Annotated in this window: 31 protein-coding genes and 1 pseudogene; 17 read left to right on the top strand and 15 right to left on the bottom strand. The window is 46.4% G+C overall.

The window, feature by feature from the left end; all coding sequences use genetic code 11:
- The first annotated feature begins 182 nt into the window (after positions 1 to 182).
- Entirely contained in the window at positions 183 to 647 is a 465-nt protein-coding gene (locus ACI49J_RS08825; RefSeq protein ID WP_012020528.1) for a PadR family transcriptional regulator, read from the top strand.
- On the opposite strand, the gene ACI49J_RS08830 is transcribed toward ACI49J_RS08825, so the two are convergent.
- Positions 626 to 1,165, bottom strand: a complete 540-nt coding sequence (locus tag ACI49J_RS08830) for a thiamine-phosphate synthase family protein (RefSeq protein WP_240255468.1) — start codon at positions 1,163 to 1,165, stop codon at positions 626 to 628. The genes ACI49J_RS08825 and ACI49J_RS08830 overlap by 22 nt on opposite strands.
- 39 nt (positions 1,166 to 1,204) lie before the next feature.
- On the opposite strand from ACI49J_RS08830, the gene ACI49J_RS08835 reads away from it, so the two are divergent.
- Positions 1,205 to 1,450, top strand: a complete 246-nt coding sequence (locus tag ACI49J_RS08835) for a hypothetical protein (protein ID WP_240255466.1) — start codon at positions 1,205 to 1,207, stop codon at positions 1,448 to 1,450.
- Positions 1,451 to 1,467: 17 nt separating this feature from the next.
- Here ACI49J_RS08835 and ACI49J_RS08840 read toward each other — a convergent pair.
- From ACI49J_RS08840 to ACI49J_RS08855, 4 genes and pseudogenes are all read right to left on the bottom strand, one after another.
- Positions 1,468 to 1,895 (bottom strand): annotated as a pseudogene (locus ACI49J_RS08840) (DUF3211 domain-containing protein).
- Positions 1,896 to 1,960: 65 nt separating this feature from the next.
- Positions 1,961 to 2,392 carry a DUF3211 domain-containing protein gene (locus tag ACI49J_RS08845; protein ID WP_240255464.1) on the bottom strand — a complete coding sequence of 144 codons (432 nt, stop codon included), beginning with the start codon at positions 2,390 to 2,392 and terminating at the stop codon, positions 1,961 to 1,963.
- A 130-nt stretch (positions 2,393 to 2,522) separates the two neighbouring features.
- A complete protein-coding gene (locus ACI49J_RS08850) occupies positions 2,523 to 3,254 on the bottom strand; it encodes a DUF1614 domain-containing protein (protein WP_342780685.1) in 732 nt (243 codons plus the stop codon).
- 12 nt (positions 3,255 to 3,266) lie between these two features.
- Positions 3,267 to 3,758 (bottom strand): NTP transferase domain-containing protein, encoded by a 492-nt coding sequence (locus ACI49J_RS08855; protein ID WP_240255460.1) that lies wholly within the window; start codon positions 3,756 to 3,758, stop codon positions 3,267 to 3,269.
- 65 nt (positions 3,759 to 3,823) lie between these two features.
- On the opposite strand from ACI49J_RS08855, the gene ACI49J_RS08860 reads away from it, so the two are divergent.
- Positions 3,824 to 4,891, top strand: a complete 1,068-nt coding sequence (locus ACI49J_RS08860; protein WP_240255457.1) for an NAD(P)/FAD-dependent oxidoreductase — start codon at positions 3,824 to 3,826, stop codon at positions 4,889 to 4,891.
- A gap of 168 nt (positions 4,892 to 5,059) precedes the next feature.
- On the opposite strand, the gene ACI49J_RS08865 is transcribed toward ACI49J_RS08860, so the two are convergent.
- Positions 5,060 to 5,593, bottom strand: coding sequence for a hypothetical protein (locus ACI49J_RS08865; RefSeq protein ID WP_342791575.1), 534 nt, complete (start codon positions 5,591 to 5,593; stop codon positions 5,060 to 5,062).
- The gene (locus ACI49J_RS08870; RefSeq protein ID WP_240255453.1) at positions 5,586 to 6,248 is read right to left on the bottom strand and encodes a ParA family protein; all 663 of its coding nucleotides are present in this window, start codon (positions 6,246 to 6,248) and stop codon (positions 5,586 to 5,588) included. Before ACI49J_RS08870 ends, ACI49J_RS08865 begins: the two co-directional genes overlap by 8 nt.
- A gap of 131 nt (positions 6,249 to 6,379) precedes the next feature.
- On the opposite strand from ACI49J_RS08870, the gene ACI49J_RS08875 reads away from it, so the two are divergent.
- Positions 6,380 to 6,862 carry a hypothetical protein gene (locus tag ACI49J_RS08875; RefSeq protein ID WP_240255450.1) on the top strand — a complete coding sequence of 161 codons (483 nt, stop codon included), beginning with the start codon at positions 6,380 to 6,382 and terminating at the stop codon, positions 6,860 to 6,862.
- Here the strand turns inward: ACI49J_RS08875 and ACI49J_RS08880 are convergent.
- Together ACI49J_RS08880 and ACI49J_RS08885 are read right to left on the bottom strand one after the other, a co-directional pair.
- On the bottom strand, positions 6,818 to 7,876 hold the full coding sequence (locus ACI49J_RS08880) for a (Fe-S)-binding protein (RefSeq protein ID WP_318552120.1): 1,059 nt from the start codon (positions 7,874 to 7,876) through the stop codon (positions 6,818 to 6,820). The genes ACI49J_RS08875 and ACI49J_RS08880 overlap by 45 nt on opposite strands.
- Positions 7,828 to 9,210, bottom strand: coding sequence for an FAD-binding oxidoreductase (locus tag ACI49J_RS08885; protein WP_240255448.1), 1,383 nt, complete (start codon positions 9,208 to 9,210; stop codon positions 7,828 to 7,830). Before ACI49J_RS08885 ends, ACI49J_RS08880 begins: the two co-directional genes overlap by 49 nt.
- A 35-nt stretch (positions 9,211 to 9,245) precedes the next feature.
- Here ACI49J_RS08885 and ACI49J_RS08890 point away from each other — a divergent pair, with 35 nt between their 5' ends.
- Positions 9,246 to 10,256 carry an FAD-binding oxidoreductase gene (locus ACI49J_RS08890; protein WP_240255446.1) on the top strand — a complete coding sequence of 337 codons (1,011 nt, stop codon included), beginning with the start codon at positions 9,246 to 9,248 and terminating at the stop codon, positions 10,254 to 10,256.
- A 96-nt stretch (positions 10,257 to 10,352) separates the two neighbouring features.
- On the top strand, positions 10,353 to 11,285 hold the full coding sequence (locus ACI49J_RS08895; RefSeq protein WP_240255444.1) for an AbrB/MazE/SpoVT family DNA-binding domain-containing protein: 933 nt from the start codon (positions 10,353 to 10,355) through the stop codon (positions 11,283 to 11,285).
- On the opposite strand, the gene ACI49J_RS08900 is transcribed toward ACI49J_RS08895, so the two are convergent.
- Positions 11,252 to 11,530 (bottom strand): hypothetical protein, encoded by a 279-nt coding sequence (locus tag ACI49J_RS08900; RefSeq protein WP_240255441.1) that lies wholly within the window; start codon positions 11,528 to 11,530, stop codon positions 11,252 to 11,254. The genes ACI49J_RS08895 and ACI49J_RS08900 overlap by 34 nt on opposite strands.
- Before the next feature lie 195 nt (positions 11,531 to 11,725).
- Here ACI49J_RS08900 and ACI49J_RS08905 point away from each other — a divergent pair, with 195 nt between their 5' ends.
- Positions 11,726 to 12,580 carry a sulfite exporter TauE/SafE family protein gene (locus ACI49J_RS08905; RefSeq protein WP_012020512.1) on the top strand — a complete coding sequence of 285 codons (855 nt, stop codon included), beginning with the start codon at positions 11,726 to 11,728 and terminating at the stop codon, positions 12,578 to 12,580.
- On the top strand, positions 12,580 to 12,963 hold the full coding sequence (locus ACI49J_RS08910) for a DUF1634 domain-containing protein (protein WP_240255439.1): 384 nt from the start codon (positions 12,580 to 12,582) through the stop codon (positions 12,961 to 12,963). Before ACI49J_RS08905 ends, ACI49J_RS08910 begins: the two co-directional genes overlap by 1 nt.
- Here the strand turns inward: ACI49J_RS08910 and queC are convergent.
- Positions 12,937 to 14,346, bottom strand: coding sequence for a 7-cyano-7-deazaguanine synthase QueC (queC, locus tag ACI49J_RS08915; RefSeq protein ID WP_240255437.1), 1,410 nt, complete (start codon positions 14,344 to 14,346; stop codon positions 12,937 to 12,939). The two genes, ACI49J_RS08910 and queC, sit on opposite strands and share 27 nt — an antisense overlap.
- 107 nt (positions 14,347 to 14,453) lie before the next feature.
- Positions 14,454 to 16,676 carry a DEAD/DEAH box helicase gene (locus ACI49J_RS08920; protein WP_240255435.1) on the bottom strand — a complete coding sequence of 741 codons (2,223 nt, stop codon included), beginning with the start codon at positions 16,674 to 16,676 and terminating at the stop codon, positions 14,454 to 14,456.
- 34 nt (positions 16,677 to 16,710) lie between these two features.
- Between ACI49J_RS08920 and ACI49J_RS08925 the strand changes: the two genes are divergently transcribed.
- Complete coding sequence (locus ACI49J_RS08925; RefSeq protein WP_240255433.1) at positions 16,711 to 16,917, top strand: hypothetical protein; 207 nt, start codon at positions 16,711 to 16,713, stop codon at positions 16,915 to 16,917.
- A 58-nt stretch (positions 16,918 to 16,975) separates the two neighbouring features.
- Complete coding sequence (locus ACI49J_RS08930; protein ID WP_240255431.1) at positions 16,976 to 18,808, top strand: 4Fe-4S dicluster domain-containing protein; 1,833 nt, start codon at positions 16,976 to 16,978, stop codon at positions 18,806 to 18,808.
- On the opposite strand, the gene ACI49J_RS08935 is transcribed toward ACI49J_RS08930, so the two are convergent.
- Complete coding sequence (locus ACI49J_RS08935) at positions 18,809 to 19,351, bottom strand: molybdenum cofactor biosynthesis protein B (RefSeq protein WP_240255429.1); 543 nt, start codon at positions 19,349 to 19,351, stop codon at positions 18,809 to 18,811.
- A gap of 40 nt (positions 19,352 to 19,391) precedes the next feature.
- Here ACI49J_RS08935 and ACI49J_RS08940 point away from each other — a divergent pair, with 40 nt between their 5' ends.
- The gene (locus tag ACI49J_RS08940) at positions 19,392 to 20,045 is read left to right on the top strand and encodes a hypothetical protein (protein WP_240255427.1); all 654 of its coding nucleotides are present in this window, start codon (positions 19,392 to 19,394) and stop codon (positions 20,043 to 20,045) included.
- On the opposite strand, the gene ACI49J_RS08945 is transcribed toward ACI49J_RS08940, so the two are convergent.
- Positions 19,939 to 20,754, bottom strand: coding sequence for a hypothetical protein (locus ACI49J_RS08945; RefSeq protein WP_240255424.1), 816 nt, complete (start codon positions 20,752 to 20,754; stop codon positions 19,939 to 19,941). The two genes, ACI49J_RS08940 and ACI49J_RS08945, sit on opposite strands and share 107 nt — an antisense overlap.
- A gap of 33 nt (positions 20,755 to 20,787) precedes the next feature.
- Between ACI49J_RS08945 and ACI49J_RS08950 the strand changes: the two genes are divergently transcribed.
- From ACI49J_RS08950 to purT, 6 genes are all read left to right on the top strand, one after another.
- Positions 20,788 to 21,768 (top strand): FAD-binding oxidoreductase, encoded by a 981-nt coding sequence (locus ACI49J_RS08950; protein ID WP_240255422.1) that lies wholly within the window; start codon positions 20,788 to 20,790, stop codon positions 21,766 to 21,768.
- 23 nt (positions 21,769 to 21,791) lie between these two features.
- Complete coding sequence (locus ACI49J_RS08955) at positions 21,792 to 22,199, top strand: STK_08120 family protein (RefSeq protein WP_404809779.1); 408 nt, start codon at positions 21,792 to 21,794, stop codon at positions 22,197 to 22,199.
- Positions 22,200 to 22,449: 250 nt separating this feature from the next.
- On the top strand, positions 22,450 to 23,097 hold the full coding sequence (locus tag ACI49J_RS08960; RefSeq protein ID WP_240255418.1) for a phosphatidate cytidylyltransferase: 648 nt from the start codon (positions 22,450 to 22,452) through the stop codon (positions 23,095 to 23,097).
- Between the two features lie 96 nt (positions 23,098 to 23,193).
- Positions 23,194 to 23,655, top strand: coding sequence for a hypothetical protein (locus tag ACI49J_RS08965; protein WP_240255416.1), 462 nt, complete (start codon positions 23,194 to 23,196; stop codon positions 23,653 to 23,655).
- Positions 23,656 to 23,676: 21 nt separating this feature from the next.
- A complete protein-coding gene (locus ACI49J_RS08970) occupies positions 23,677 to 24,279 on the top strand; it encodes a hypothetical protein (RefSeq protein WP_240255414.1) in 603 nt (200 codons plus the stop codon).
- A 56-nt stretch (positions 24,280 to 24,335) separates the two neighbouring features.
- A complete protein-coding gene (purT, locus tag ACI49J_RS08975; protein ID WP_240255412.1) occupies positions 24,336 to 25,523 on the top strand; it encodes a formate-dependent phosphoribosylglycinamide formyltransferase in 1,188 nt (395 codons plus the stop codon).
- Here the strand turns inward: purT and ACI49J_RS08980 are convergent, their stop codons facing one another.
- Positions 25,524 to 26,570, bottom strand: coding sequence for an acetoin utilization protein AcuC (locus tag ACI49J_RS08980; protein WP_240255410.1), 1,047 nt, complete (start codon positions 26,568 to 26,570; stop codon positions 25,524 to 25,526). It abuts the gene before it with no gap.
- Positions 26,571 to 26,596 lie beyond the last annotated feature (26 nt).

Below are 26,596 nucleotides of genomic sequence, written 5' to 3' on the forward strand. Positions count from 1 at the left end.
GGATCCAGGAGGATTCAATACCGTGTCAACTTTCCAACTCTCTAACTAATTAATATTTCAAAAATAAAATAAAAGGAGAGAGAAATAACATGATCTTAATCTCAAATTTACCTCTTGGCTCACGCCTGGACTAGCTCAACTACACATAGAATTATTTTACTCCAATCAAATACACTGTTCTCATGAAGATGAATTTAGAGAGGCTGAGGCGGGGGGCGTTAAAGTTTCTCATAATGGACGCACTTCATCACAAACCTATGCATGCATATGAGATCATGAAGACCATAGAGGGTAAGTTCAATGGAGTCTATAAGCCAAGTCCTGGTTCCCTTTACCCTGTACTCAAAAACTTGATCAGGGAGGGGCTAGTTAAGGTGGAAGAACGTGACGGTAAGAAAGTATACAGTCTAACTGACGAAGGTCTCAAGAAATGGACTGAGGCTAAAGCTAACATAAATTCCATACTTTCAACCCCTGTGGATTACAAGAAGCTGGTAAGCATGCTCTTTGATATTAGTCTAGTTCTTTACAGCTACAGGGACAAAATGTTTGATGAAAAGGTATACAACCAAGTGAGCTCAGCCCTTTTAGAGTGTCGTGCTAAGATTGAGAGGATCTTGGAGTCTCAAAGTAACGAGAGTAGATGAATCGCTTTGCTGATCACCTCAGTGGGAGTTCCTCCTAGGATGAACAGTCCAGGTTCCTTGCCAAAATCCCCCTTATCCACAATGAATTCAGGTACTCTTCCCGTGTCTTGTACAGCCTTCTCTATCATGAAGTTCATGGTCTTTCTCTCTACTGGTTTCTGTCCTGGCGGTTCCTGAGAACGGTCAAAAATGTAGGGGTTTAACTTTAGGAATTGTGGGTAATACGCGAGATTAATGGCGCTTCTCGTTTCAGGATTATATTTCATCGCGGTGAGGATAACTCTCGCTATGTGATCAGACGCACCGAAGGCTGGTGGAAGGCAGTAGATTGCCCTTTGGAACGCTGTGGTTATTCTCCCTGGGATGGCTGCCACGTCATTTGCATCCCTAGCGTTTCTAATCGCGTAACCCACGTTGGTCCTTACCTCCGGTATCAAGAGGTATGTCCGCTCATGGGAAACAAATTCCTTAACTGCTCTGTCTAATTCATCCAGGATCGACTTTCTTTCCTCGTCCATGATTAATTATATAACTTCTGAGATCATAAATAATGATTAATGAAGGCGCTTCATGTCTTTTCTTTGCCTTCAGGAGAGGATGAGAGGAGAGACATAACCATGTTAGAGCAAGTTGCAGAGAAGTTTAGCCTAGGTAGATTAAACTATTATGACAAGATCCGTAAGGGTAAGTACACATTTTTGTACGCCCGTTTCGAAAGAGGAAGAGTTGTGATAAAACATGATGGGAATATTGGGATGGCCCTCGTTAAGGGAAATAAAATAAGGGCTAGGAAAGGAAGGTGATCAGGGTCCCTTTTGCGCTAAAGCTTCGGTTTACTTACCTCGGCTTTAATTTCCTCGTTCAATTTCGATGCGAAATCAGAGAACCACCTGTCTATGAAGAATAGTCCCGATAGTTTCTCCATTTTCCCTGATACTCTAGCTTAAGGTTGACCTCGTTATTGTTAAACGTGAATATGAGCCTACCGTTCCCTTGGCTTCCTCCTGCTGAAAGATAGAAGCCGTATACAATATCGTCCCTCACGATTACTGTTCCGTGCATGTGGAATTTTGTGGTCATAAACCTTCCTTCTCCATCAAAGGAGTTCTCTCCTTTACTTACACTCTTGATAGATGGGAAGAGCCTTGGAAGAACAAAGGTAGGGTCGGAGAGTATAGAAATTAATGATCTTTTATCAAAGGAAGAGAATTGGTTAGGCTCTAATCTGGAGGTTGAAGTAGTACACATGAATTTGTATATCTCTAATTGGATAAATCTCCTATGAATTAATCATTTTAATCAATATAAATATATTAGATCTTTCTTTTTATTCTTTCCATTCTTACATCCTCATCAAGTCTTCGGGCGAAACTGGAGAACCACCTATCCATGAAAAATATACCAGACATTCTCTCCATCCAACCATCATATTCGAATTCTAAATTAATTTCTGTCTCCTTGATTCTCATAGTCAGTTTTCCTTGTCCCTTTCCTCCTCCTGCAGAAAGATAAAATGCATATACTAAATCAGTTCCACGAAGAACGTTCCCATGCATATTAAATGACATAGCCATAAACCTACCGTGAGCATTGAATGAATCATTCTCGACCTCAACCTCCTTGATGGGCGGAAATAGTTTAGGAAGCACGAATTTTGGGTCAGATAGAATAACGAGGAGAGACTGTCGATCATGTGATGTATTAATAGTAATCGATTTGTTCATTTTAAATCCATATATTATCATGGCGTTTTCTACATAAAAACTTTTCGTAAATTTTACATAAAAATTCCTTTTTTAAGTAGTAACATATAAGTCGTATTAATAAGTAAAATCCTAAGAAACGATGCTTTATCACGCTGGAGTGTTAATGTGCTCATAGTGATATCAAAAGCTGGCCTAGAAAGATCGACAACAAACCAGAAATGAATATACCATCAAACGTGCCCATACCGCCTACACTAATAACCTGAGGTCTAGCCTCTAGAATCTTCCTTATGTTCAAAAGGTCTGCCCCCACGAGAGTTCCAATAACACTACTCACGTATGCAGAGAGGGGGACAAGGATTGGCTGGTGAAAGAACAGGATATAGCTTACCAGGACAGAGAAGATTGGTGCTATAAGGGGATTCATTACTACTCCAACTCCATTTACAACTCTCGAGAACAGCTTCGATATAACGATAATGACAACGACGTCCAGGAGAATGAGTAATTTGCCAGGGGAAAGATAAAGGAGCGTGAGAGAAAGAAGTAGGGGAATGACAGCTCCTCCTAAGTTAAATGCCAATAAGGTCGTGAGGTAAGTCCTCTCCAGCTTTGGTAGATATACGGGAAAACCAAAAATGTAAACGACGTCGTATTCTGGCACGATAGCAGGAGTCTTAAATTCCTTTACCACCACGTTGACTGGACTGAGGGCTAGGCTGAGAAATGAGATCTCCACAGCCAGCGCGTAGCCTAAACCAGGGGGAAACCCAGCGTAGACTAGAAGGTCCTTGAAGTAACTAACGGATATAACGAGGAGAAGAAGGCTAAGGATGAGGTATATGGGGAATATTACTCCCCTAACTGGGGATACTATGAGAATTCGTTGCAAGTATATCAAGGAATTTATTCCTTAACATAATTTATTTATTTCCGTAAGGTCGTTCCACGTGTTCACATTAACGATCTTTCTGGGGTAGTCAATCGACTGGTAGTCCTCTAAATCGAGAGCCCTCCAAAGGCTAACACCGACGAATTTCCCTTGACTTAGGAGGGTACATATGGAGGAGTTGCACTCCCTGATCAAGATTTCAATGGTATCCTCACCCAGGAAGGGTACATCGCTTGGAAGAACAAGTGCCGGTAGCTTCACCGAGGAAACGGCCTCTACAACGTCATTCTCGTAACCAAGGCCCGAGGTATATAACACCCTATGTATCTTCCTTAGTTTCTCCTCTGCTGGATGTCCCTTCACCGTTGCAATGTAAACCTGTGACGCATATCTTAGGGCCAGCTCCACTACCCACTGGATCATGGGCTTCCCGCATACTTCCATCATGGGCTTCAGGGGGGAGAGCCTGGTCCCCTTACCCCCGGCCATAATCACTGCGCTCTCAAGCTTCACATGAATCAATTGAATAATTAGGGATTATCTTAAATATTCTTTCTGCAAGATAAACGATGTTAACTATGACTAAAGTAGTCATTGTAGGAGGAGGCAATGGCGGGCTCGTGGTAGCCAATAGGCTTCACGGGAAGGGACTTGACGTGACTGTCGTTGAGCCCTCTGATACCCATCTGTATCAACCAGGTATTGTGGATTATGTCCTGGGACATGAAAGGGAAGAGTCCATAGTGAAGAGTCTAGACTCTCTGTTACCGGTTAAGTGGGTGAAGGGAAGAGCCACTAAGGTAGTGTTTGAGGATCATTACGTCATGGTTGGGGACAAGAGATTGGACTACGATTACCTAGTACTGTCTCCTGGTGTAGTGAGCAAGAAAATTGAGGGAACCATGGGTTGGCATACCCTAGAGGAGGGAAAGAAGCTCAGGGATTTGGTGAACTCGTTCGCTGGAAACTCAATAGTTGTGGGATATTCTGGTGTTATTAAGTGTCCTGCTGCCCCCTTTGAGTTTGCCTTCCTTCTCAAGGAGAAGTTCCCTAAGGCCAAGGTGACTCTGCTTAACCCTGTCTCCAATCCGCCAGAGATCCAGAGGCCCATGTCAGAGGCTTTTGGAAGGAGGGCCAAGGAACTAGGGATCGAGATTAAGAGAGGCTTCAGGATAGCCAAGGTAGATGAGAAGCAGAAAGTGATAGAATCTGAAAGCGGAGAGAAAGTTCAGTACGACCTGGCATTGATTGATCCTCCAGTCACTGTGGGTAACGAGTTCAAGGAGATGACGGATCAAAGCGGTTTCATTCCAGTGGATAGAACCAGCCTAAGGTACAAGAATTACGATAACGTGTTCGTGATAGGTGATGCCAATAATATAATGACACCGCCCAAGACAGGCTCCAAGGCGCATTATGAGGCTAAAGTTGTGTCGGATAACATCATTTCCATGACACAGGCAGGTAGCAGAAAGATATATGATGGAAGCGCAATCTGTGCTGTCTACGCAAGTTCAAAGAAAGGATATCTGGTCAGGATGAACTTTGAGAAAAGTTCAATTTATGGGGCATCTTCATTATTTTACGAAATGAAGAGAGCATTCACCCACCTGTATTGGACTTCATTGAGGGGAGTATTTCCGTGATTAGGCGATCTCCAGTTTAGAAAGTGATTGACCACGGGTTTTATTCTCTAGGAGAAATGGCAAGGGATGTAATACGTATCTCCAGTCTAGGTTCTAGACTGAAGAGAAACAGGAAAGTGAACCTATTCAGCGGAAATTATCCGCTTTGGTTTATCGTTTCAAAATATCTCATTTGATTAGTCCCTTCTGTCTAGCTAAGGACTCGGCTTTAGAGTAGAGATCTGGATAAAGCTGTTTTAATCCTAATTCTAGTGCGTCTTTGGCTACCTTACTCATTCTAAACCCAGGCTTTGTATGATACAGGTACTGTAGTACCGCGTAGCCCGGATAGCTCCAAACTCCTATTTTAGGATCCTTATCTAGGAGTGACTCCATTAGTTGATCAAGACTGGTCTGATCCGCTGAATGATCCACTGAAGTCTGGGTCTTCTGTGTGGTTTGCTCCGTAATTATGTTCTGGTGGTTATCAATCTCTGGAGAGATCTGTATGGACTCTACCCTCTGCCCTGCACTCTCTCCTCCCTGAACTCTACTCTCTACCCTCTGCCCTGCACTCTCTCCTCCCTGAACTCTACTCTCTACCCTCTGCCCTGCACTCTCTCCTCCCTGAACTCTACTCTCTACCCTCTGCCCTGCACTCTCTCCTCCCTGAACTCCTTCAGCCTTCTTCTTTCTCTTCAGTAAAAAATCTAGCTCACTCACTCATAGCCACCTTTCCCAATTCTTCGTAGATCTTGGCTATCTTGGGTTTCTTCAGCTTTACTTCCTCATATCTAGAGGCGGGAACACCGAGTCTAGAGGATTCAGAGAAGAGTTTTGACGGTGGGATGTAAATCTGGACAAACTTCACAGCCTTAAGTTCTATATCCATCGGCTTCTTTGACATGCTGGCGAAGGCTATGGCCCTTTTCTCTAGACTCTGAAGCCTGGAGTCTAGATTCCTTACTGCCTCTATGGCCAAGGGTTGTGGCGTCACGGGTGAAAGAACCCTGTCCGCAGCTATCATGGAGGCAACTGCTAGTGTTCCTAAGTTGGGCGGGGTATCTATCACTAAAACGTCAAAACCTTCTGCAATCGATTTGATCGATTTAACTACTTCCTCAACTTCTCCACCCAGTTCCAGTTTCAATAGCCCTAGGTGGGCAGGGAAAATCTCGATATTAAAGATATTCACGCTTTTTCCCCCCAGGGGGAACTCCTTCTTATCCCTCCTTATGCCAAACGAGAAAGAAGTGCCTCCCTCAGGATCCATGTCAAGAAGACCCACGTTTCTTCCCTTAGACAGGGCATACGCTAGATTCACTGCGGTTGTTGTCTTCCCTACTCCTCCCTTTTGATTGATTACTGTCACAATCATGTCTAGACTATTCCCTGAATACTCTATAAAAGGGACCAAGGGCAGTAATACGGCCAATTGGGTAGTTAAAATAATTAAAATAAGTTAAACTACCATAATGTATATATATCTCTTGTTTAAAGTGTATAAACATGCTTCAACTGGATCGGGAATTCGTGAAGGCCTATTTCGAGGCCCAATGGTTTTCCAGGTTCGTCATGGGAAGAGAATTGGACGCCGACGAAATAGCCGGAATGTATTTGGCAGAAAGGTTTCCTTACCCTGTGGCAGGTAAGAACATAGGAGCAGGTTTTCTTAGGCTGGGGCTCGAGGCCATCAAGTGGTTCCACCCCTCTGGTTCCATAGCTAGGCCAGAGGTTCAGCTCTATGTAGTACCGAGACCCACAAGGAGACAGATATGCGTTAACTGCGACTGGGGAATCTCGATAAGGGTTTCGGAAAACGGTAAGGATCTACAGGATTTAGCAGAGGTTAGGGATTGTCCACGAATATATGTGAAACCAAACTTGGGCGAGGAAGTAATTCACGTGATTCAGGAAAATGGCTTAGATCCAATCGAGGAGAGCAACCTAGCTAGGATTGAGGTTCTCAACTCCCTCCAACACATCAGCTAGATGCACGGGCTTGAATCCCTTAAAGGCTAGTGCGAGGGAGCAGGCTGGATTTGTGGACAGAACGAGATTCTGCCCCGATTTTTTCACCTTTTCAGCCTTAACCTCCATGACCTTGTCAGCTATTTCGGGGTGGTGAATAAAGTATCCCCCTCCTGCTCCGCATTCGAACGATGGTTCGTCCATCTCCACCACCCTTATTCCTAGTTTTTCCACGACCTTTCTTGTAACCTTGGTTATTCCAAGGAGATTGGCGTGGCAGGGATCGTGAACTGTGACGATGAGATCCCTTTTTTCATCCCTTAGCTCCGATAGGGCAAACTCAGAGAAGTCCTCAATCTCGAGGCCCATCTCCCGCATATGGGCACTGCAGTTCGAGGATAGGGAAACTACTCTCTTTCCCTTGAATCTCTCATTGAGTTGTTGAATCAGGAAACTACTTCTTGTCTTATCTCCCTCGCTGTAATGGGACAGACCACAGCACCCGTTGACGATCTCAACCCTGTATCCTCGAGACTTAATGAAGTGAAGGGCGTTATTAACCGTTTTCCTAAATGCCACTGACATGAGACATCCAGGGAAAAGTATAACCTCTGGACTCTCCTCTCTGTACTCTAGAGGCTCATCCATGTTGGGTATGAGCTCGTGAATCCTCCTGACTAGCCGAGAGTTCAATCCCTTACTTGACCTGAAGAGTCTATACGCGAGGTGAGGTTTCTCCATGACTAGGTTTAGGGTCCTTTTCACGGCGTTCTCCTGCCTCACGTTATGTATCAACTTTCCATACTCTACACCACTGGGGCAGGCCAGTTCGCATCTCCTGCAGAACATGCAGGTCTCTATCCCCTCACTGGAGATTCCCAACCTCACTGAGGTTATCCTTCCACGTGGTGAGTGAATCTCTGACCTTGTAACCACGTAGGTGGGACAAGCTTCAAGGCAGAAACCACAATGCACGCATGCATCCTCTAGTCCCATTCCCACATCCACCTCGTAACCTCGTTCCTGGGCTTGCACCCTCCGAGGAGCTTACAGGGATTCAGGAGGTTATCCTGGTCAAATGTCCTCTTGATCCTCCTTTGAACCTGGAGTTCCTCCTCGGTGTAATACATGTCCATGTACTTCAATTTCTCAATCCCTATTCCGTGTTCCCCCGAAGGTACCCCTCCCATTCTCAGGGCAAGTTTCATAATCTCTGCGCTGGTTTCTAGGGCTAACTTTAGGCTTTCTGCCTTATCCGGGTAGTAGGGAATGAGGGGATGAAGATTTCCGTCTCCAGCATGAAAGACGTTTGCAACTAGAACGCCTTTTCTCCTCCCTATTTCCGCTACACCTGCGAGGACATCAGGTAAGGCCTCCCTGGGAACGTTACAGTCTAGGGTTAGGTATGCCGGGGCAACTACCCCCATCGCTGGGAAGGCTCCCTTCCTGGCATTCCAGAGCTTTGTTCCACCGTCATCTGGGTATATTCTCTCTCCGTTGTTATCCTTGATTACCTGGCTCACTAGTATCTCCTGCTCGTTAACTGCCTCTTCACTTCCATCTAGCTCTATGAGGAGTAGAGCCTCCACATCTGGAGCATTGGCCCTGTACCTGCTCCTCTCAACTACCCTTATGGTGTTCCTGTCCATCATCTCCAGCGCGGAGGGTATAACTCCTGCCTTAAATATTCCGACCACAGCTCTCCCAGCATCTCTCACGCTGTCAAATGTGGCAAACATGCTCTTCCTGGTTGCTGGCTTTGGAAAGAGCCTGAGCCTAGCTCTCAAGATCCCCCCTAGAGTCCCCTCGGAGCCCACGAATATGGGTAGGGCTGACAGAAATGGACCATACTCTAGGTCCTCCACCTCCCCATGGGGTAGGATCACCCTTATGCCCAACACACTGTTAACCGTGGGGCCGTACTTTACCACATGAACTCCTCCAGAGTCGTGGGATATGTTACCCCCTATTGAGGATACGGTATAACTGGATGGATCTGGAGCGTAAAACAGGTGTGGAGGCGCGTTCTTAGTTACCATTACATTTGCTATCCCAGGGCCTACCTCAATCTCTAGGCCAGATTGGGAGTACACCCTGTTTAGCCTAGCCATTCCAACCACTACTTCCCCATCCAAGGGAACAGTGGCTCCGCTGAGACTGGTCCCTGTTCCTCTCATGACGAACTTCGCTCCCTTCTCAAGGAGTAATCTCACAACTCTGATTGCCTCCTCCTCGTTACCTGGTAATACCACCATCGAGGGGTCTCCTTCCACTGCGGTAAATCCGTCGTAGGAGTAAAGCTTAGCCTCCTGCCCAGTTATTACCCACTTGTTTCCCACGATGGAGGCCAACTCATCGTGTAGGTTCATCACCTTAAATAGTTCAGTATCCCTATTAAATCGTAATGTGGGTTGACGATCTAGAAAAGATCGCCCCGATCAAGATAATGGAAGACTCTAGAGTCTCCGTCATTGTTGAACCTGCGACCGAGGAGGAGTTCAGGGACGTAGTTAACCTGGTTAGGGGGAGAGGGTTAAAGGCACATGTGGTTGGGACGCGACAAAATCACGTAGGGGAAAAGGTGAGTGCTGACGTTTATCTCTCTACCCTCAGGTACACTGGAGTGTTAGAGAGTTCCATAGGAGATCTTTACGCGATCGTAAGGTCAGGGACCCCATTTCGTGAATTGCTAGAAGTCCTGAGGAGAGAGGGGCTCTGGATCCCCTTTGTGCATGAGGGAAGCGTGGGGGGATTCGCCTCTCTCAACTTACCGTTTCACTTCAGTCTATTTCACGGATATCCAAGAGATTGGCTTCTAGGGGCTAGGGTTCTAACGGGGTTAGGAGAGGTAATCAAGACAGGAAGCAAGACTCCGAAGTTCTCCTCTGGATACAAGATATGGAAGGCCATGTCCGGGGCTCTGGGTAGACTTGGGGTGTATTTGGACGTGATTGTGAGGGTGATCCCATTGCCAGAGGAGATTTTCCCTGCGGAGATAAAACCTGAGCAGATAAATGATGCAATTCTCCGCGGTGCCGTAGGTGTGACCGTGTACAAGAAGGAGAATGAACAGATGATAGCGTGGTTTTTGGGTCACTCTAGCTACGTGAAAAGGGTTACCAAGGATTACAGGCAAGTGGAGGTCCCGGAGTGCTCGGGGGAGAGGGTTTACTCCATCATCTCCACAAGGGGCCTTGAGAGGGAGTCGGTGAAGGAGGTAAAAGCGGAGTGCATAGTTTCCTATTACGGTTCAGGATACTCTAGAGTCTACAACGGAGAGGACATGGATAAACTTAGGGAAAGGGGCCTCAAGGTCCTAGGGGAGAAGGGATGTGAGGTAGAGTGCTTACCTAAACCCACTCAATCGTTTCTAAGGCTAAAGTCAGCTCTCGATCCTGAAGGAATCTTTGTATAGGATGACGTTCTATATTACTGTATATTTATCTAAAGCCATATATACCCTTTTCATTTAATGCATAATCTTTTAAACAAATATTCATGTCTATAAATAATGAATGTAAGGAGATTGCAGAAAATCAAGGGAGGAAGCTACATCATCTCTCTTCCTAGTGATTGGGTAAGAAAGATGAAACTTGATGTTAAGAGCGGATTGAAGGTTTACGAGGTCTATGACGGTCTCAAGATAAGGCCTCCAGTGAAGCCTAACCTTGAGAAGGTCGTTGAGTTGGGCGACCTTGAGACAACGAAGTACCTCATAGTCACTTATTACATGCAGGGACTTGACAGGATAGTGGTAAAATCGGGCTCGGTAATACCCCTTGAAGTGAAGAAGGAACTAAGGGAACTACAGTTACAGTGTTACGGACTCGAGGTCGAGTCAGAGTCATTCGATAGTATCACGTTCAGGGTAAACGTAAACCTGAATGGGAACCTCATAGAATCCATGAGGCAGTTCATCACTAAGATAGAAAACATTCTGAACGACGTAGAACTTCTTCTCGGCAACTTCACGAACGAGATGAGGGAGGACCTCCTAGCCAGGATTTCCATACTGAACAAGGACTACAGGCTCCTCATAAGGATGATCGCAGTCGGAGTGCAGAGGGACGACGAGATTAATTTCCAGTTATATCCTAAAGACGTAATATTATTTGCAATAGCCATGAGGGATCTGGGGAGATTCATCACCCATCTCATGTTCTTCCTGAGGGAAATTAAGAGGGAAGAAGTAGAGAGTATGGCCAGTAACTTCAAGACGTTAAGGGAGATCTTCATTCTAGCAGTAAACATGTTTCTTACAGAGGATCTATCACCCATGGGAAAGATCAGGGAGGGATTCAGGAACTTGGAAAAAGGAGCGCCTAAAAATGAGGCAGGAAAGGAATTGGTGAGGATGGGCTCTTACTGCATAGCCATGATGGATAACGCCGTTAACAAGAGTGTAAGGCTTTACGACTTTTCCAGTTTCGCTACGAGCTCCTGAGTTATGTCCTCCCCAAGGCTATCCTTAACCTTCTCTAATCCATCCTCCCCTAGGAGAAGTATTGTTAAATTGAAACTATCCCCATACTTGTAAACTTCGTCCAGTACCTGATCCACTATCTTTGACTTCTCCCTACAACTCAACTTCCTGATTCCAACCAACGTGTATTGGTCCTCGAGCTTGAATGCCTTGGCTTCTCCCACTAATTCCTTGAGCTTAAGGAAACCTGCAGTTATTCCATCCATATTACAAATTGCGAGAGAAAGGTATTAAATATATCTTAGCATTTGCTTAGTTTTGTGACCTCTTCTTTCAGATTTTCATGACTATAATCTAGTAAGAAGATAAAAATTAACCCCCTTAGAGTTTAAATTGCAATGTTACCGTAAGAATAGGTGGTTGGTTTTAAAAATGACGAATAGTGATGAATCACGATTATTATGAGTGTCATACTGACTTTTTTGTCAATCCTTCTTTTCAGCATCCTAGCGGGTTTTCTAGGGTCACTTACTGGGTTGGGTGGAGGGACGGTCCTGGTACCGATCCTAACTCTCTACCTGGGAATACCCATTATTTACGCAACTGGTTCTAGTCTGATCTCCACAATAGCCACGTCCAGCGGTTCCGCTTCGGCATATGTTAAGGAGAGGATCACTAGCGTTAGAATAGGGATCTCACTGGAGATCGCCACTACCGCGGGGTCAATTGTCGGTTCCTTGACTGTGGCTTACATTTACTCTTTACATCTTCAGTACCTAGTTTATATTGTATTTGGAATAGTTCTCCTTTTCTCCATATATCCCACGCTCAAGAAGATGAAGGGTGAGTTCCCAACTCCTAAACCACCAGATTGGACTACGAAGCTCCTAAACCTTTACGGGGAGTATTTCGACCCTGCAAATAACACTACCGTCAAGTACTGGGGAGTTAGGTGGTGGCTTGGCTTGATCGTAATGTTCTTCGCTGGTTTCATTTCTGGATTACTGGGGATAGGTTCTGGTGCGCTCAAGGTAATAGGAATGGACTACGCCATGAATTTGCCCATGAAGGTCACAACTACTACGAGTAACTTCATGATAGGAGTTACAGCTGCTACTGGGAGTGGAATTTACTGGGCATTGGGTTACATTCAGCCCTTTCTAGCTGCCCCAACTGCCATAGGGGTTCTAATAGGTTCCCTAGTGGGGACTAGGGTCCTTGTCAGGCTGAAGAACAAGAGGATCAGGGCTGTGTTCTTGGTAATACTGGCGTTCCTTGGAATACAAATGATCCTTAGGGGGTTGGGGGTGTTCTGATGGAGATAGAGGACGTAATAAGTTACACGTTAATTGCAGGAGTGGTGATAAGTATAACCTTCGTGGTGACAGGGGTGGCCCTCATCTTCATACATGGAGGAGCCCAGGGTCTAACCCTGGAACAGATTGGGAGTGTTCATTCCCTCGTTAACACCTCCACCACGACGCCTGAGAAGGTGATCCAGGGAATACCCAAGCTTGATGGCCTCTCCTTCATTTACATGGGTCTCATTATCCTTATAGCCACACCAGTGATAAGAGTTGCACTTCTCATAGGAGATTTTGCCAAGAACAAGGACGTTCTCTACACCATACTGTCGTTGATCGTACTTATCAACATCATGATCGCAATATTCCTAGTGCCTGCCCTGATCATCAAGTGACTCGTACTCTACAGGATCCTTGACTCCATTTATCTCGAACGCTACCCTCCTCATGTAACATGGACCGCACTTTCCACAATGTTTCTCTCCTCCCTCGTAACAACTCCAGGTTAGATGAAGTGGTGCACCTATCTCCAGCCCTAACTTGACTATTTCGTGCTTCACCAGATTCCCCACGGGCATTAGTACGTCTACCCTTTTCTCTGGACCTACGGCATAGGGAGAAAGCCTCTGAAACATCCTCACGAACTCCATTTCGTTATCTGGGTAAGCTCCAGCCTCCTCAAGGTTTATCCCTGAAACTATAGCGTCGTAACCCTTGGCCTCAGCTATGGCCATGGCAACCGTGAAGAAGATCGCGTTTCTTGCTGGAACCCACTCGTGGGCGAACTCAGCCCCCTCCTCTCCTTTCCTGTCCTTGACTATCTCCCCTCCTCCCTTGAGTAGGGTGGCATTCCCAATCAAGGAAAATAAATCCGTATTTATCTCCATTAGATCTGCGTTGAGGTATGAGGCTATCTTCCTGACTGCTTCCCTTTCCTTTTCCTCTGCCTTGTGATGGTAGTTAAAGTGAAGGAGTGTAACCTGATAACCTTCCCTGATCATCTTGGTTGCAGCGACGGTAGAGTCTAGACCACCGCTGGCTATAACGAGGGCCCTCCTCCTAGGTGACGGGTGAAGGGACAGTGTCCTGAATTCCTTGTTCAGTGTTACCTCCACCACTGAATATGGTTCCAGCTTCCTAACGTTAACATGATCAAAGGGCTTAACGTCAAAATAGTCATCAAGCGAGGTGAAAAACACAGCGTTCAAATCTACGTCGTAGGCCATGTACAGGGGTTTAAAGTTCTGTGCCAGGAATATCCTGTCAGGTCTCTCTATGTCAGCAATGACCAGAGCGTAGCTCCCCCTCAACTCCTTCAGGATGTCCTTAAGGGTTTCAAGTTTACCATCCCACCTCTTATCAAGGAGGGGAGGGAGGATGGCACTGTCAATCGTGGTGAGTCTCTTTATTTCATACCTTTTCTCAATCTCCTTGTCGTTTGCAATAATGCCGTTATGGGACACAATGAATCTATCCCCAAGGAAAGGCTGGATATCCCTCTCCATCTTGAACCTAACGAACTCGGTAGTTGGCTCTGCCCTGTTATTTGCCACCACAACCCTAGTTTTCTCGGTGATTATTCCATCCAGTTTCTCCTGGTTAAGTGAGGGTCTCCCAAGCGACTTGACAGACCTAACATGTCCGTCTTCCTCAACGGCGACAACCCCAAAACTATCTCTACCCCTATCCTCAGCCCTGATCAGGATTGACTTTAACTTCTGATTAACTTCAGCGTATTTGCTGGGGTCCATGATAAGAACTCCTGTTACGCTACACACTGGTGATCTAACCCGAATGTGAGGCTCACGATTTAACTTTAACTAAGTTGACGTCACGATTAGCGATCCGCGTTGTTAAGTTACCCTGTGACCATGTGAACGTTAACCTATCTCACGCTTTCTCCATCTGGTGGACTATACTCAGTGGTTTCACCATCCATCACTGTTTGAATTAATCTCATGGATTTCTTTCTAGAAAGAACTTTATTGTTGTTTCCACAGTACGGGTCAAATATACACTTGGGGCATCCATCCTCGCAATCACAACCTCTCACTATGTCAAGAGCAATATCGTAGGCTGACTCTAGGCGCTGATACAGGAGACGTGAGACCCCATTACCCCCTATGGTTGAGTCGTAAATCACTACATGCCCTGAGGGATAGCTTATCCCAGATAGGTCGGTGATTGAACCACCCGCCACGACCCTCCCAGCTGCTATTAGAACGTGCTCAGTCGCGTGATATGCCTCCATTGAGGAGAGGAGATCCCAATCCTCCAGGATGGGATGCTTTATCACTAGGCCCTTAGTATCGTAGGTGAACTCTATGGGGTCATCGTACTCCACCTCAGCCCTAGGCTTCTCCCTCTTTGAGTAGTAGTCAAAGATCACGTAGCCCACAACTGAAACTGTGACCTTAATCTCCCCGTATTTTACCGGCAATCCAAGTACCTTTCTGCTCTCAACTTCCCTGAACTCCCTCATGTCCACCTTGTAGAGGGGCTTGGTATAGTAGTCCTGTTCATCTTTAGTCCTCTCTACCTTTGCCTCTAGATTCTTCAAGTCTAGACTCTTCACTTGATAGCTTCTCTTAGAGACCAGATAGGTCGCACCAGGGTATAGGTCAAATAGAGCTGCGGGGAGCTCCCTCTCGCCGATTTTCCTGTTCTCAACGATGTCCACCACCGGACCCGCACTTCTAAGGGAACTCGATCTGACGAAGGACGTGGTTCTGGGGGTGGCGTAGTAAACTCCGTTTCTCTCTGTTACAGCCTTCTCCTTTGCCAGTTCGTCAAGGGCCTTCACCCACAGGGCTGGAAGTTCATCTCTCTTCACAGCGTATTTCTCGACAAGGTAAGCTGCAGCGTGGACCTTAAGGACCTCGAGGTTGGTGTTATCGAAGGTTATGGGAGTGAGTTTCCTATTGAAGAACTCGTGAGGCCTCCTAAGGAAATAGGAATCAATGGGATTATCCCCCATCACTGTGAAGACTAGGCCTAGCTTGTTCCTTCTTCCCGCTCTTCCTGCCCTCTGCAAGTATTTGGGGTAACTGGGCGGATTCTCGCTCATTATCACAACATCCAGGCTACCTATATCAATCCCCAGTTCCAGGGTAGGGGTAGCTACTACTCCCTGAAGTTCTCCCTTTCTCAGTTTCTCCTCAACTTCAACCCTCTCGTTAGCCAAGATACCAGCCCTATGAACCGCTAGATTGGCCCCAAACCTTTCTGCCATCTTTGCCAGTCTCTCTGCCATCTGCTGGGAGTCCACGAAGATCAAGGTCTTCAACCCCTCCTTCACCATTAAGCCTGCTAGGTAAGCCGAAAGGGTCCATCTACTTACACCGTTGGACGCCACGAGGGCGTGAATCGCCATCCCTCGCCTTCTCGGAACCCCTCTAATCACATTCCCCTCAACACCAAAGAGCTCATTAAGGAGCAGGGGTGTAGCTTCCACAGTTCCGCTGGCACCAATAACGTGGATCTCTCGATTAAGTTCCCTTATCCTATCCAAGATTCTACGTAGGTGAGAGCCTAAAACACCGTCATACACGTGCATTTCATCCACTACGTAATGGTCCGCTCCTCTGACGAGTGACCTAAATCTGGGGGAAAGTGAAAGCCCCAAATGAATCATGTCAGGGTTTGTGATCAAGATCTCGGGCGGATTTTCATATATCTCCTCCCTCACCCTTTGGGGCGTATCACCATCTAGGACCGCGATCCTAACGTCGGGGAGATTCTTGGCTAACCACCTCATTCTTACCAGTTGATCCCTTGCCAGGGCCTTGGTAGGGTACACAAGGACGGATCTCTCCCCCTTGAGCGCCAGTTGTAGTAGGGGAACGAAGAAGGCCTCTGTCTTACCTGTTCCTGTGCCTGAGATGATGGCAAGATTTTCGCGGTTGAATATTGACTCCATGGACTCCCACTGATACTTGTAGAACCTCTCAATGCCGGCCTCCCTCAAACTATTTATAATCCTTGGATCAAGGTAGCTCTCCGCGACTAAGGGCCCCATCTCAGGATCGAGCGCCGTCTCAGTGTAAATGTGAGCTATATCAGCACCAAAGACCTTCAAAGATTCTGAGATTCTCTCGAGAAGTTCCATGTACTTTATAAGTCAACAACCACAGCTAAAAAGCATGTCAGAAATAGTAACCAACGAAAGGGATCTGGCCTCACTGTTAGAGAGGGAACGAGGAAAACCAAGGCTAACCATTGTGGTTGATAGTGGACTCATCACAACATGTATTCCGGTAATCAAGAAATATAACTACGCTCTAATTGATGCCGAGGATCTTCCCAACGGCTTTTTCAAGTTGACCTTGGAGCTCAGGAACGGACACTAACTATCCTTTTCAATCTTTTAAGTAGATTATTTTAACTATCAGGTAATAAGTTGAATTCGTGCCAGGTGTTATTTACTCAGCGCTGTCTCGGACCAAGAGGGGTGCCCAACCCAAGAAGGTAATAAGGGTTACGGGAGTTCAGGATCTATTAAGCGGGGGAACGCCCAGATATGAGTACTTTAGAGGGGAACAGGGGGACATAATACTGGACCTAATAGATCAGAGGGGAGTTGAGGATCTGGGAGACAGGGTGAGGGTGTTACCTGGAACCCCCTGGTCCGATCTCCTAAAGTATAACATTGAGGTCTTTGGGTTAGAGGAAGCATCGGTGGGTGGGTCAGTCCATTTTGAGGACGCTGGGTTTGGCTTCAATGAATTTGGTCCCATAAGGAGAAGGGTTGAGGTTGAGGCAGTCATGAATGGCGAGGAATATCGTGGTCCGTTCAGGGGCGGAATAATATCGGCAGTCATTATCAGAAAGGATCCGAGGCCTCTTTCATATATGAAATTAGAAAGGAGCTTTGACTTCGTGATCAACAGGGTGAAGTATTGGTTTAGCACAGGGATACCACCATTTCGTGATATTACAGTGACGAAGAAGGGGAATTCAGCCACCCTTCAAGTTGCCTTTCCGTTAGCTAGACAAGAACTTTTAAGAGACAGACTAGAAGACATGTCTCCCAGCAGGCCCTACTCGTTCTCCATGGGTAGTTATAGGTTCAGGTACTTTGGGAGCGTCAAGACGATGGACCTGGATTATTCCATTTTCCCCGACGTGGAGGAACTTATCCTATTCATCAGAAAGGACGTTACCAAGTTTGTGGCACTTTCCAATAAACCACTTGATCTATCCTCCTTGACCCTTGATCCGTTCTCTGATGAGAATTCCCAGGACCTTTTCTCAGGTTGCATACTTTGTGGGAAGTGCGTTAGTGTTTGCCCCCACGTTGCTCAGAGAGGGGATAAGGATTACTCTCCCCTAGGCTTTTTCGTGTCTGGGATGAGTAAGGAGTACGCTAACTGTCACCTTTGTGGTAAATGCGACGATGTCTGTCCAGTCTCGTTAAACATAGTCCCGAAATTGAGGGAAAAAGCCACATTTAGAAACGTATCGCTCGATTTATCGCTCTCGTTACCAAGCAGGAAGTCTATAGTCATAACGCCAATCTCAAGGGATTTAATGGAAAGTGCCATCAAGGTGATAGGTTTCTTTTATGGAAAAGGGGTTAAGCTTGGGTTGCTCACGCTTAATATTTCTCTAGATGAACTAGTAAGAGGGAAGGAATTGAACCTTCCAGAGGGGGTTGAGGAGCTCTACGTATTAACCCCTGAAGAGCGCCTATACCTTCTTTCATCCAAGCCTAAGAGCGTGACAGACGTCTACTTCCTCTTCGATGTTTTACCCAACGAGATTAAATCCAGAATCCTCGGAAAAAAGGTTCACAAAACGTGTATGTATAAGGGGAATGTGAACGGAGACGAAAGATGTAGTTTTGCCTTCCTTGAGATGTTGAATGGAGAGCCTTCCATCAAGTCTCCTGTCTCCTCTCAGGTAACCCTATGTCCATTAGCCTCTAAGAAGCTTGGTATACCAAGTTATGTTGATGAGCTTGGAGATGTGAAAGCGGAGGATGTCGACAAACTCGTGGAGGAAATCTCGGGCCTTCTTGATAAGAACAAAGCGATTCTTGAGGACCTAACATGGTACGAAGGTTTAGATGATAGCATGAGGGTGGATTTCATCAAGGGTCTTTTGAGGAACTTTGTTACAGGGAAGGATCCGGCAACAGCCATAAAGATTTACGTTAAGCTAGTTCAAGAGAATGCTTTGAACGATGATGAGATAAAATCTATTCTAATGGAAGAAATAAAGAAAACCTTCAGTGATTAATCACTGGCTAGATCTAGCCAGGAACGTTAAGTGAGGTGCCTCAGGGAGAATTAGCTTTTCCATGCCTAGTTTCACCGCATCTGGAGAACCTGGAAGCATGTATATTATTTTCCCGCGGAGGATCCCAGCGCTAGCCTTCGTTAGGTAAGATGCTGGACCCACCTTTGGATCCGAGAGGCTCAAAGCCCTGAACACGTCTCCAAAACCCTCAACTTCCCTGTCTAAAATTCCCCTGACACTTTCAACTGTCACGTCAGAGGGGGTATATCCAGTGCCCCCAGTGGAGACTATCACGTCTACTCCCTCGGTCAGAACGGCATCTATTACTGCCTTCAATATCCTCACCTTCTCATCTGGTACTAGCGCGTAACCTTTCAACTCGTGTCCATTGGAGATAATAAGTTCCTTGATTTTGTCTCCAGACTCGTCCACAACTGGTTCCTTTCTAGACATTTTCTGATACCTGGAGGTACTTACGGTGATTACATAGAAGCCGAGTTTCTTTGGAGCCATTTCCCTATGGCTTTCGTGTGCATGGGTCATTGGAATCAAGTTAAATACCCATCAACTCCATAAAAGGATTATGAACAAGATAGCCGTAATATTGCTTGGAATGATACACTCGGTATCAGGACTATTGGCGTTGTTAAGCATTCCATTTTCCTTACTCGGTGGCTTCACGCTAGGCAAGATCTCGTCACTGGTGGGCCTATTCTTGGCCATTTATTTTATATCAGGTATTGCAATGGTGTATGAAACATACGTAACAGTGATGGAGGCGAGCTCTATCTACTCCTCCGCTTTGGAGAAGTTTAGGACTTACGTGGAGTCGCACCCTGTGAACTCTCCTGTCTACCTTTATGGATACCAGAATCTGAGGATTCTGACCCCTCCACGGGATAACCAATTGAAGATGTTCCTAGTGTTGTTGGTGTTTTCGGTGATTAATCAAGTACCCTTTCTGAACATCATCCCCCTCACCTATTATTTAGGAAGGGAATATAGCAGGATAAGGAACCTCATGTTGCTTCAAAGTCAACTGGGTCTGGGAGGCAAATATGTTCCAGACCAAGTGGGTATGGAAATACTCACAATCATCACAAACGGTTTCACCTTCGGATTCATGGTGTCTAGGTTGCACTCCCTTTCCCAAACTCTAGTATTTTCACCTCCTCCGCAAGGTCAAGGTCCAGGTCTAGGAAACCCCTTCTATGGAGGAGGAACCCCCTCACCTTGAGAACTGTACCCTCTGGTATTTCAGTGAACCTGGTTCTAAAGCTAGTCAGAACTATTCCCTCTGAAGCCAGGTATTTCGCAGGAAGGGAAAACGGCTTTAAGGCCTTCTCTACCCTAAGCACGTTATCAAATCTCTCTGTGTGTGTCACTTCACCAAAATCCTCACATTCCACTATTTTGAAGGTGTAAGGACGCCCCTTGAATTTCCCTTCCAGTACCCTATGTAGCTTTAGGTTGACGAAGTCCTGAGGGTTAAGTCCCTCTACCTCCATGGGATTGAGTTCGTCCAAGGATGTTGTAACCCTCCTCCTTCTAAGCTCAGCTAGAACTTGGTAGTTCTCCAGATTGGTGCTCAACAGGTCAAAGTCTTTCCCCTCCCCTAAGTAGAGGTAACTACCAGTGACTCCAGTATCCCGAAAGAAGGCCAAGAACTCCCGCAATAACTCGTCATCCACTCTCCTAGTAAAGGGGTTCAGGACCTTGCTCTCCCTCAATGGCACTAGAGGGACTTCGAATCCTATTTCGCTTACGTGTTGTAAATAACTCGGAAAGTAAGTCCTCACTATTTCCATTCCCTCCCTCAATGTTTTCACTTTCCTTCCTTGAAAGTACCTGGGCGTTGCAACAGCGTAACCGTCGGGATGGTAGCATCCTTTAACTGACCAGATAACATCCCTGTGCTCAAGCATGAAGCCCTCAAAGACTTCCATAATCTTATATCTCCCAAGGGTTTCAAAAACTCGTTGAAGATCGTAGTAGTTGGAAGAGGTATTCTGGGAAGCTCACTCTATCACCTATTGAGGAGAAAAGGTCACGAGGTCAAGGTGATAGAGTCAGGAGAACGGAGAGTCTTCCCTAGCCTAATACATTCTCTACTTCTTAAGGATAGGGACATTGAGCTTGCAAGGATGAGCCTGGATTTCTACAGAGAGTTTTCAGTCCCGATGAAGGAATTCGTCTCAATAACCCTTGGTAAGGTTGAGAGTCAAATCCTGAATTCCTGGGAAAGAGTAGGCGTAGAGATAAGGGAGGAACACGTGAGCTGGCTCAAAGCTAATGGTATAGTTGCGAGGGGCGGAGATAGGCTTGTTTACGTCTCAAGGCTAATATCCTCAGTTCCGTTTGTGAGGGGAAAGGCTAAGATTGACCTACTTAAGGAGAAAGTCTATTTGGATGGGAAGGAGATTCATGCCGATAAGTATCTAGTAGTTGCGGGACCGTGGAACCCATGTCTCTTGAGGGTGAAAACGAAGAGCTATTACTGTTGGGCGACCCTTGTGGCCAGCGGGGTCAAGGAATTGGGAAATCACTTCGTATATGACTATGAGAAAGGGTTTTACTCTAGACCTCTCCTGGGTCTTGGAACAGGAATAGCCATTGTGGGGGACGGAAGGGCCATAGAGTCTCCCCCTGGGAGAAGGATTCCCGTGGATGAGAATGAAGTCTTGGACAGGGCAAGGGAGAGACTTGGGTCGCTTCATCCCCTTTACACAGCAGGAGAGTTCTGTGAGGGGACGCCAGACATGAGACCAGCTTACGGTCCCATAACGGACAAAATTCTTTACGCAGGCGGTTTAGACGGGTACGGTGCTGAGGTAGGGCCTGGACTGGCCAAGCTTGTCATCAAGTTCATCGAAACAGGGGAGAAGGTTCAGGAGTATTTTCTAGATAGGTTCACTGGGGTCACAGATTTCACCGTAGGGAGGGAGCCTCACGAAATATGACAAGGTAGATCCCTACAACTCTGTTGACTTTCCCCAAGTTATCTTTTCGTGTATGGGTCCATCGCTCCCACATCCAACAATCTCCCTTAAGTAAATTACTAAGGCTCAGCTTTTCTTACCATAACTCCATTACTCAGCTTTTAATTCAAATAGACGAAAAGTTTAAAAAATTTAAATTTTACAATAATTACAATAACTTATTTCTAATTTCCAGAAATATACCGATTACTCGTACTTCCGAGGCTGTTAGAGTAATCCTATCTGGACCTGGGTTTGTCATCCCCAGGATATTCCCGCTAATCAAGAAACTTGAGGTGTCAGGCAAGTCGTTCTCAGATATGGCTAGGTACACGTTTTCGACCACAAAATCAAGGGAAGTGTATTTGTTTCTACAAGGAAGTAACATATCAGTATACCTTGTCCCACAGTAATGATGAGGGTACTCGAGTTTAATTTTCTCCATAGGTCAATGTGTGGTTGAGGTCGGGCTTGAGTATGAGGGCTGGATGTGACTCTTCTCAGCTCCTCTGTTGGAAAAATGGTTAGCTGGTTTCCTCAAGGGACGGGAGAGGACCTAAGATTAGAAAGAATCAAAAGAAAAATTTAGGTAAACTTAACAATTTGCAAAAGGCTCATGGAAGTAGCCAAATCTTTTAATCTCCAATGCTACTTTAGTGTCGGATGCTCTTAACATTCAAGGACGCAATAATAGGAATCATTTATGTGGTTTGGGTAGCGCTGGTGACGCTGAAACTTTCGAAGATTGTTGCTAAGAAAACAAACACGTATGTGGCAAGAAAGTTCATACATATGGCAGGAGGGGGAGTAGTTGCTGTAACATCTCCCTTCCTGCTCTCATCTCCCCTTGTTGTGATAGTTGCCTCTTATCTCATGATGGGTTATCTACTGATCAGGAGATTAAGGCAACCCATGTCGTGGTTCCAAGAGTCTGATAATATGGGCGAGATCTTCTTCTCCTTCTCCTTCGGCACTATTCTCCTGGTAATGTGGATTCTCGAGCCCACCTTCTGGGAGTTGGGTAACAAGTACCTGTATGTGGCGTTGTTACCCCTAATCTTCATGTCCTTCGGGGATGGGGTTACTGGGATAGTGAGAAACTACGTGTATGGAAGGAGGTTTAAGGGATTTTGGGGATCGGTGGGAATGCTTATCCTGACGGCACCCCTAGGATATCTACTTCTGTCGGTACCAGGGCTCCTTTCCGCAGTCATCGCCACCGCGGTGGAAGTACTGCCTATCCTAGATGACAACCTTAGCGTTTCCTTTCTATCCTTCGCATTTTTGCTAGCTGCAGTGAAGCTGGGGTAAACGTGAAGGTCAGGTATGGGAAACGTTCTTCATCGTTCAGTAAACCGTCACGTCATCACTGTTTAACTTTATTGGGTAAAAGGGTTAAAACGGTTCATGATATCATGGCTCCTAGGGTCAAAGCTTCCTGATTGGGATTACCTGAGGGACCTATTTCAGGATGTCGAGAACGTGGCGGTTTATGTGTCCCAGGACAACGTGGTAGAGATTGTGAAGATGTCCGACATAGATCCCATTCACTCTCAGGTCACCATACTAATACATCCAAAGAATCTGGAAAGGATGGGAATCGGTTACCTTAAGCTAAGAGAATATGTGGCCTTTCCGGTCATGGACTTACATGAGTTGAGGGCCATGATCACGAGGAGGGGATGGAGGGCCATAGAGTACTACAATTCGTGGGAATTTCAGGGAGGATGGGTACTATATGATTGTGTTGGTTGCGAGGATGAACAGAGGGAGCAGCTAGGGGTTAGCCTCAGGGATCCAAAGGCTTCGTTAAAGAGGATCAAGATCTGGAGAAAATTCCGCAGAACGGGAGAAGGTGAAACACTTTAAACCGGGGAAAGGATTTATCATGTGCAGGTTTTCAGATACTCGCTTGTTAAGGGGGAACTCTATCCAGACGAGAATGGTCAGGTACTAGTCTTTGTTGAGGGCCCCCTAGTTTCCGTAGTCTCCGGTAACACAAACCTTGAGAATCCTGTCTTTCACCTATCGAGAGAGGAGGCCTCCCTGGTGGAGCAGATTAAAAGACTCTCACAGTTCACGGGTATAGAGGTCAACCTCCTCCCTGCACTTGCCTATCCAGGAAAGGCAAGGATTCTATCCCTGAATAGGGTAATGGGCTACGTTTTCGAGGAGTTTGTGTATAGAACATTATCTTCCCACTTCAAGGTTGAGAGGCATGTAAAGACCTTTGAGTCCCTATTCAAGCTTACGAGAGAAAGATATCACAATACCCCAGACCTGCTGGTGGAAAACAGGATTCCAGTGGAGGCTAAGGTATCGTTTTACAACTATGGACAACTCCTCGAGTACTCCAAGAGGTTTCCCTTAGGCGCACTGGTAACTCCCTTTTCCTCCAATTGTAAGGTACCGCCGAGATGGAGATACTTCACCAATTTTGTTATGGATCAAAGGCCCCTCCTGGGATGGCTCAACTCTCTTTTACATGATTAAGTAAATTCCTGAAGTTAAAGCCGAAACATTTTTATGTTGACCAAGTAATAGCCCACATGGAATTCGGAACCCCATTGGTGGGAAACGGAAAGAAGATTCTCCTTCTTGGTAGCGGTGAACTGGGTAAGGAGATGGTCATAGAGGCACAGAGGATGGGAATAGAGACTGTAGCTGTGGATAGATATGATATGGCACCAGCCATGCATGTTGCACATAGGAAATACGTTGTGGACATGCTCGATGGTGGCGCAATTAGGGCAATAATCAAGAGAGAGAACCCAGACGCGGTGATAGCGGAGATAGAGGCCATTGACACTGACGCATTGCTTGACCTTGAGGATCAGGGAGTCAGGGTGATACCCAACGCAAACGCTGTGAAGACATGTATGAACAGGATGCAGTTAAGGAAGCTGGCTGCGGAAAAGGTAGGCGTGCCCACAACTAGGTACGCCTTCGCAAGTGACGAGGAGGAGGCGAGAAGGGCGTGTAAAGAGGTTGGATTTCCGTGCCTCCTGAAACCCGAGATGAGCTCCAGCGGTCATGGTCACGTTCTGGTGAAATCCGAGGATGAGGTGGAGAAGGGCTTCAGGGAATCGGTGTCCCATGCTAGAGGTAAGAGCAGAACTGTAATAGTTGAAGAGTACGTCAAGGTGGACACCGAGCTCACCGTTCTCACCTATCGTCACATGAATAACGGATCCATAGAGACCAAGACCCTTGAACCCATAGAGCATCAAAGGCCCAGCTACTATTACGTCGAGTCATGGCAACCATCCACGGTGAGCCAAGAGGTTATTGCGAGATCAAGGGAATATGCCACTAGAGTGGTGAACGAGCTGGGCGGTCTCGGGATATTTGGGGTGGAGATAATTGTCTCAGGGAACAGAGTACTTTTCAGTGAGGTATCGCCGAGGCCACATGATACAGGCCTTGTCACCCTGGCCAGTCAAGACATCAGTGAGTTTCAGATTCACGTTAGGGCAGCATTGGGTTTACCTATACCTCAGGTGAGGGTATTAACGCCAGCAGCCTCCCATGTGATCCTCGCCCAATATGAGACTTGGGCTCCATCCTACCTGAACGTGGAGAAGGCCCTCTCTATTCCCGGTGTTCAGGTTAGATTCTTTGGCAAACCTTCAACCTATGACAAGAGGAGAATGGGAGTGGTACTAGCAAACGGAAATGACGTGAACGAGGCAAGGGAGAAGGCGAGAAAGGCTTCCTCCCTCATCCTTGTTAAGTAACTAAATTCCGTGAACTTTTTTCACTTCTTCCACAACCTGCTTAACTCTCTCCATTATGTAGGCACTAGATGAGGTAAGACAGCAGTCATGAAGAGACTCAACCTCCTGATCATCAAGTCCGAGTAACTCAGCTACGGAAACCGTCCACACTCTCGCAGTCGCATCGTAGTTATAACCTCCTCCCCCCAGTAACAGGATCTTTCCAGTGCCCCTGTGGGCTAGATCATGGATCCTCTTGATTAATGCTAGGTAACCCCTGGTGCTCAACTTAAGCTCCACGAGTGGATCGTCGAAATGGGAGTCTCCTCCCTCCTGGATGATTATGGCCTCTGGCTGAAACCTATCCAGAAGGGGTATAACCACGTTATCAAAGGCGTAAATATAGGCATCATCTGCAGTTCCAGGTGGCAGAGGAACGTTAACCGTATACCCCTTTCCCCTACCCGTTCCAATTTCGTTTATCTCCCCCGTACCGGGGAAAAACCCCCTATGATACATATGCAGGGATATCTTCAGAACATTGGGGTCGTCGTAAAGTAACGCTTGAGTTCCGTCGCCGTGATGTCCGTCCACATCAACAATTGCGATCCTTCTGAAGAACTTCTCTCCCTCCTTCGCTGCAATGGCAACATCATTGAACACGCAGAATCCAGATGCTGATCCCCATTGCGCGTGATGTAAACCCCCTCCCAAGTTCACCGCGTGGTCGTAGCCCTGTGCCAGCAACCTAATCCCCGTAACGCTACCCATTACCCTTCTCAGTGCGCTCTCGAAGACACCCTTGAAGGCCGGCGTATCCCCATAATCCAGTAACCCCTCCCCCTCCTGACTCTTCGTCTTCACGAAGTCCACGTAATCCCGAGAGTGAACATTCAAGAGAACACTCTCGTCATCCGGATCCGGCCTCCTCATATCCATGTGATGAAAGAAACCCCTCTCCTCCATGTACTTCTTAGCTCTGCTCTCCCTAAACGACTTAAAGGGATGATCCCCTGGAAAGGAGTAATCCAGGTAAGCATCATCCCACACGAAAACAGTTCTGTGCATCCTAAGTAGCTTTTATAATCAGATCA

Origin of the sequence: Metallosphaera sp. D4-4, assembly GCF_046245145.1 — an archaeon.
Taxonomy (GTDB): Archaea; Thermoproteota; Thermoprotei_A; order Sulfolobales; family Sulfolobaceae; genus Metallosphaera; species Metallosphaera sedula.